Origin of the sequence: Asticcacaulis sp., assembly GCF_027484505.1 — a bacterium.
Taxonomy (GTDB): Bacteria; Pseudomonadota; Alphaproteobacteria; order Caulobacterales; family Caulobacteraceae; genus Asticcacaulis.
In genome coordinates, this window is record NZ_JAIXSV010000315.1 from 1 (window position 1) to 6845 (window position 6845).

Sequence of the window (6845 nt, forward strand, 5' to 3'; positions counted from 1 at the left end):
ACAGACACCAGACGAGGCCTACCTGGGATCGGGAATAACGAGGCAAGCGGCATAATCACACCACAGACACAAGCTTAGCTAAGCCGCATTCCTGTCCGTAAAATGGGGCCCACCTCTGATTTTAGGTGGAAACGGCTTCGCGCTTTAGCCCCTCCCCTGAAATCAGGGGAGGGGCTTGAATTACGATTCCATCAAAAGTCATACCGATCTAGCCTTCGACCCTTCCGGGCTTCCGGACGTAACGGGGCGGAAGTGGTCCAAGCCTATTTGCAGGAAAGTTATGGTGAGTATTTAGCAAAGCTCTTCGAAGCTTATCTACCTATTTAACGCTGGCCATGGCCGCGGCCAGTTCAGCAGTGCAAAAGGTGAACCGTTTTGAGTACTCAGCTTCGGGTTCCAGTCCGATTTCCGCACGCAGAGCGTCTAACCGGCTTTCATCTTCGACCGGATAAGGTTCCCATTTTCCCGGTCCTGTACATCTTCCCTGTGTTCCATAGCGTTGTCGCTTCTTTGTTGCGATTGCAACACGGTCATAGAGAAATGCATAATTTTGATGTGACGTATCTTTCGTTTTCAGTAAAGGCTCAAGTGTCTTGAGCACCTCCGTTTGGAAGGCAGCGTCGTGGTCTGAGTGCTGAATGATCAACCACGCGTCGGCGTCCATAGCGGCGCCATACGACGAAATTCGAGGCCATCCATATGCCGCAAGGTCTTTTCGAAGCCACTCGGTATTTGAGCGGTCCGACTGGCACACCTGGGCGACGTTTTCCTCCATGAGGTAACCTCGCGATTCAGCACGTAGGTTCTTTGCCCAAATTAATCCATTTTGGACGATAACACTGTTGCTGCGGTGAAACTGATCTTCACCGGCGCGCATGGCATAGACCCGCGCCCTCTCTGTGTTTGCAGCCATTGCGCGGCGAAAGGCGCCAACTGTGGCACTGTAGGCGGGGTCGATATCTTCACCCACCTTGAGGCGGGCAAATGTGTCGTTGCGTTTTTCGATCGCGGCGGCAATTTCAGTTGTATGCGCCAACCATTCCGTCTCTGAAGCTGATGTCCGTAAGAGCGTGAACGCGGGGTTCTCAAATAGGAACCAGGTCGGCAACACACAACTCGGCACGACACCTTCAGAACTCACGCCCGCTTCTTTACGTGCCCTGGCAGAAGCCTCGGCCTGAATTGCGGCAATTTCCGCCGGGGCCTTTTTGCGTCTGAGTTCATAAAAGTCGTTCAAATTCCTGGGAGTGACATTGGCTTGACCAATACTCACGTTGGCGGGCGGTTCGGCAGCACACGCGGAGAGTTGTCCCCATGTCAGAACGCCACAAAGCGCAAGCGTTGAAATTCTCATTTTTGATCTCCCCTCTAAATGGGATAACCTCCGAATTGCAGAACCGCAACTAAAAATTGTCTCCCGGTTAGTGGTATCGGAAACGGGTGGGGTCGTATAATCGGCTAGGTGTGCACCCATACATGGCTTGTGTAGATATAATGAACGATCTGCCTTCAGGATACGGCAGGTTCGACGGACCGATACCTTCAAGGCCTAAATCACCCGGTCAACGAGTTCACGCCAGGCGGCAGGCCTCGGTGCTTTTTTGCAAGCACATCCTGAAGCATAGGCTTGTCCGGCGACAGATCAGCCATGATGCGTTTTAGCTTTGCGTTATTTTCTACCCACTGACGCATCCGCATAGCCGCATAGGCTATGGAGGTATCAAACCGGTATACTATAATGGAAAGTTCCAATTTTAAACGGCCTCGATTTTTTGGGGGTCAGGTCAACCCCAAATAATGCCGGGCCCAGCAATGTGATAAAGCGGCTAACAAAAACGGCGGCAGGTTGCCCTGCCGCCGCTTTCAAACACAGGCCCGAAGGCTTAGCGCTTGAAGTTAAAGCCAACGTAGAAACGACGGCCGTACTGGTCAAAATTTTCGGCCGATGTATTGCCCAGCCATGGTGCCGGTTCAGCATCAAACGCATTTACCACGCCACCACGAAGAGTAACTCCGGGCTTGACCTCCCAACGGACCGAGAAGTCATGCTGAATGAAGTCACCCGTTGTGTAGTATTCCAGATCGCGATTGTCCGGATCACGACGGTAGTCGTCAATGTCAAGAATTTCCTGAGCCGACTGGAAATCCATATTCCAGTAGAAGCTCAAATCTGACCTGTAGTTCCAAGCAACAGATGTCGCAAGGCGAACCATGGGCTCTTCCAGGCTGCCGGCGAAATCTGAGGGGAAGTTCGGAAGGTCAATGTTCGTGTAGGAACGGTTGAACTGCTCATAGTTGCCCTTAAGCGAGAAGTTCATCGAACCGAAATCCTTACCGAACACATTATTCAGAGGTTGACGGTAGGCAATGGTGAAATCCATCCCCTGCGTTTCACTCTTGGCGTAGTTCAGAGACCCCTGAATAAAGCTGGTGACCTGGTATTCATTCGCCGGATTACGGGTAATCTGATTACAGGCGTTGCGGTTAACGGCCGGGTTGCTCACGCACTGGTTAACAAGTGTTTGCGCAGTGACAGAACCGATAACGTTTGTAATGACGATATTGTACCAGTCAAAAACGAACGAGGTACGCGGCAGAATCTTCGGGCGTACGATCAAGCTCAGTGTCTTCGACAAAGACTCTTCAGGCTTCAGAAGCGGATTGCCGCCTTGGAAGCCTCCGACGCTTGTCGAAGTGTAGTTCATGATCTGGCCAGTCGGGATGCCTATAGCCGCACAGTTGGCGAGGCGGTACCCCTTCAACTCGGTGTTGGTCAAGTTGTTGATGTTGCGAGCGTCACACGGGTCAACGAAGCCGTTGGCGAAGGTCTGGGTTTGTAGAGAATAGGCTTCCGACAGGTTCGGAATACGCGTTGCAAAACCACGGGTGCCACGAATCGTAAGTTGGTCGTTGATAGTCCACATGGCCTGAGTGGACCACGTTTCAACCTTACCAACCGTAGAATAGTCCGAACGCCGCGCCGCTGCGCTGAATTCAAGAGACTTGGCCAATGGCAAGTCTTTAAGCAGCGGGATACGTACTTCACCAAATTTTTCAGTGACGTCGTATTCGGAATAGGGGAAGTCAGCCCCCGTGTTCAGGAAAAGGAAGCGGTTGCCCGTAGAGGTGGTGCGACCCACGCCCACAGCGCTTTCAAAGCGGTATTCATGTCCCAGAGCAACCCCGATCGGGCCCGCCCCCCAGAAGTCCCACAACTCGCCAGACACAAACGCTATGAAATTCTTCTGATTGTTGACATGGGAGACGTTGATGGAGGCATCGTAATAGGCGCGGGCCTTCGGATCATTTTGACCATCGCCATAGATGGAGAAGGGGACGCACTGTTTGACCTCAGCACTATTCGGATCAAGATTGCCGCCACGGAATCTGTCGGTGATGGTGACGCCGTTAGCGGTCAGAAGCTGAACACGGCAGACGGTTTCCCCGGGTTTGCCATTCACCTTGCCGAGCGTATCGGTTACGGCGTCGGCACCGTACCAGTAACGCATGATGTCCAGGCCGAACTCATTGTTATTGTTTTCAGCCTTTCCGCCCGTGTAGCTCAGTTCCCATGATAAATTCTTGGCAAATAGGAACTCGTCCTTCTCGCCTTTTACGCCTAAGACAAACCGGGTAACCTCACGGTTATTGGTCTGCGTCCGCAAGGGGCCAAAGTTGGTCAATAGGGCTCTGGGATCGGCCACTCTGGTGGTCGGTTGACCGTCGGTGGTCGTGGTAGCGCCGCCATAGTTTTGACGAATATTACCTTGGATCAACGTTTTGAGCGCCGGATCAAGGAACGGGTTGTCGGTTCCCGTAGAAATGACAAGGCCACTTGTGGTGTTGCAAAGCGCATTTGACGATGTGCAGTAGGACATCTGGTTAGCTGGCACATCATAGACGCCGATGCTGAAGAATGAGCCTTGAGAACGGAAATAGCTTTCTTCGCGGACGTACTTTAGCTCACCAAAAGCCAAAATATCATCAGTTACCTTAAAGTTGAAGCCCGTCTGGAAGCGCGCGGCGAGCGATTTCGGTACGCGGCTACCCTGCGCGAATTCAGTGAGCGGGTTCAAGCCATCGCCGCCGACATTGAGGGTGCGGCCCGCTCCAGCTTCCTGACGGAAGGTTCCGTAATTCGCGGCACGTGACTTACCGCTCGCGTCGAAAACAAAAGCGCGGCCGGGATCACCATTGAAACAGTTCGTGACGGCACCACTGAAAGGTGTGCTGGGGCTATAAGAACACGCAAGTAAAGAGGTGCCGCGATCGGGATCACTGGTCATGCTCTGAGGGATCTGGTTGGCCAACACCAGATAGCCACCCTTCGCCCGCGATATGTTGCGTACACCGCACTTTAGAACATTGTCGTTTACGCCGTCGTTCACGGCGCTGGACGGGTCAGCATCATTTGCAACGAGCTGACAGGCGTCGCGTCGCCAATCAATGTCAGCGTCGTTAAGCTCTTCACCCTCTTCGTACTCGGCCGAGATGTAGGTATTCAGTCTGTTGTCAAAGAAGTTTTTACCGGCCAGGGCTGAGAAGCGCTTTTGAGTTTGTCCGTCTTGGTTAATCTGAGAGACATTGCTATCGATCTCCAGCCCCTCAAAATCTTTACGCATAACAAAGTTGACCACCCCGGCAACGGCATCGGCACCGTAAAGCGCCGACTGGCCGCCTGTCGTTACATCGATGCGTTCGATCAAGAGACGTGGAATAGTATCAACGTCAACCGACAAGCTGCCTTGCTGAGCCCCCACGTGGCGACGACCATCCACGAGGACCAGCGTGCGCGAAGCTCCGAGCCAGCGCAGGTTCAGGAGTGAGAGACCGCCGGTATTCAGGTTTGCCGTTGTGTCTTCCGGTACGGTCGAACCAATAAGAGCTGGTACATCAGCTAGCTGGTCGATGACGTTTGGTGCGCCTGATTGTAGGATGTTTTCACGCGTAACCTGAATCAAGGGCGCAGGGGCATTCGTTGGGTTGCGACGGATGCGTGAACCCGTAACGATGACTTCCTGAATACCTTCTTCTGCTTTGGCCGCGGGAGCTTTCGTTTGCGGCGCGGCTTCCTGCGCCTGCGCCATTCCGCCGGTAACTGTGGTCAGTACACCCGCAACCACCGCACTGCAAAACGAGGTTGTGGCCAGCAAGCCAAATCGTCTCGATTCTTTTTTCACACTCTATCTCCGGGTTTATGGACGCTTTCACAGCCGAAACGTTGCGGCTATGTTTTCAATAGAAGGATATAACGCCTCGTCGTCATGGACTCGTCAATGTCTCGCCACAAATTTGTCAATTACGAATGAAACCTGTTTCAATAAGGTCACACTGGCAACTATAAGACCCTGATGAATGTGGACTTGGCTTGAAAAAGAGAACGTTTTTTCGCCTTTTCGTTACATTAAAAGGTAAGGTGTAAAAAAAATGCCTGCCTTTTGCCATTTTTTTCCCTCTCCAAATGTGACGAGAAGGCGGTAAAATAGCGTCCTCCGCGATATATTGCGCTGTGTGATGTCTCTCAATTTCGCAATTGCACATATTGCGCCGCACAATTTCCCACCCGCTATGAATTTGCTCTGAGCCATGCACTGGTTTAGCTTGGCACGCGGTCTCAATGGCGGGTGCGCATGAACGGTTACATTCTCCTCATCGCAGCGGCGGCCTACGTAGCCGGGTTGTTCGCCATCGGTGCCTGGGCCGAAGGGCGGGCGCGGCGTGAGGGCGGGCGTTCGCCCCTGAGATTACCCGCATATGCTTTGTCGCTCGGCGTCTATTGCACAAGCTGGACCTTCTTTGGTGCGGTCGGATCGGCGGCCGGGGAGGGGTGGAGCTTCGTGCCCATCTATCTGGGGCCGATCCTGTTGTGGCTTTTGGCCTCCGGTTTTCTGACGCGATTAATTGCCGCCGCGCGTGCCGAAGGCGCGACGTCGATTTCGGACTTCATCGGGGCGCGATTCGGCAAGAGCCGCGGCGTGGCGGCGTTGGTGACGCTGCTAGCTTTGTTTGGCACCATTCCTTACGTCGCCCTGCAATTGCGCTCGGTGGGGACCAGCTTTGCGGCGGTGGCGGGGGGGGAGCGGCTATGGCCCATGACCCTGACGGCGCTGGCCCTGGCGCTGTTTGCCATGCTGTTTGGCACGCGACACTATGTAGCCTCCAGCCGTAATGAGGGTATATTCTACGTCATTGCCACCGAATCTCTGGTCAAGCTGGTGGCGCTGGTCGCCGTGGCTGGGTTTGCCGTTCTGGCCTTTATGAGCGCGCCGCCCGATTTGCGCAGCGACGGCTGGGCGCATTTTTCCGCGCGCTTTGCGCCGTCTCAGATTAATCTCGACTTTGGCGTCATGACGCTGCTGTCGATGGCCGCCGTGGTGTGCCTGCCGCGTCAGTTTTACACGGCGGTCATCGGGGCCGACCATCCGGAGGATGCGCAGAGGGCGCGCTGGCCGTTCGTGGGCTATCTGCTGGCGACACTGGTGGTGGTGCCGCCCATTACGCTGGCCGGGCTGACGCTTCTGAGCCCGGATGTGCCGCATGATCTGTTCGTGCTCAACCTGCCCTATGCGGCGGGGCTGAACGGCCTGACCCTGCTGGCCTTTATTGGCGGCTTTGCGGCGGCGACGGGCATGGTGCTGGTTGAGACTATCGCGCTTTCGACCATGATTTCCAACGACCTGATCGCGCCCTTCCTGCTGCGTCACCGCAGCGCCTCGGCGGCGGCGGATTTCGGGAAGCTGATGCTGTGGGTGCGTCGCGCTTCGATCGCCGCCGTGATGGGCGCTGCCCTGACCTATGCCCTGTGGGTGCCGCCGGGGCAGCAACTGGCGGTCATCGGGCAGATC

The 6845-nt window shown here is 54.7% G+C and carries 2 protein-coding genes and 1 pseudogene; 1 reads left to right on the forward strand and 2 read right to left on the reverse strand.

The window, feature by feature from the left end; genetic code table 11:
* Window positions 1-319 precede the first annotated feature (319 nt).
* Both Q0072_RS18605 and Q0072_RS18610 read right to left on the reverse strand, forming a co-directional pair.
* Window positions 320-1354 carry a DUF6624 domain-containing protein gene (locus Q0072_RS18605; RefSeq protein WP_298333048.1) on the reverse strand — a complete coding sequence of 345 codons (1035 nt, stop codon included), beginning with the start codon at window positions 1352-1354 and terminating at the stop codon, window positions 320-322.
* Between the two features lie 529 nt (window positions 1355-1883).
* The gene (locus Q0072_RS18610; RefSeq protein WP_298333049.1) at window positions 1884-5180 is read right to left on the reverse strand and encodes a TonB-dependent receptor; all 3297 of its coding nucleotides are present in this window, start codon (window positions 5178-5180) and stop codon (window positions 1884-1886) included.
* Between the two features lie 450 nt (window positions 5181-5630).
* Between Q0072_RS18610 and Q0072_RS18615 the strand changes: the two are divergent.
* Window positions 5631-6845: pseudogene (locus Q0072_RS18615) on the forward strand (hybrid sensor histidine kinase/response regulator); the annotation flags it as partial.

What these genes read in the sequence shown, in the direction of transcription:
- Q0072_RS18605 (WP_298333048.1), bottom strand. Translation starts at nt 1,354, where the DNA reads ATGAGAATTTCAACGCTTGCGCTTTGTGGCGTTCTGACATGGGGACAA.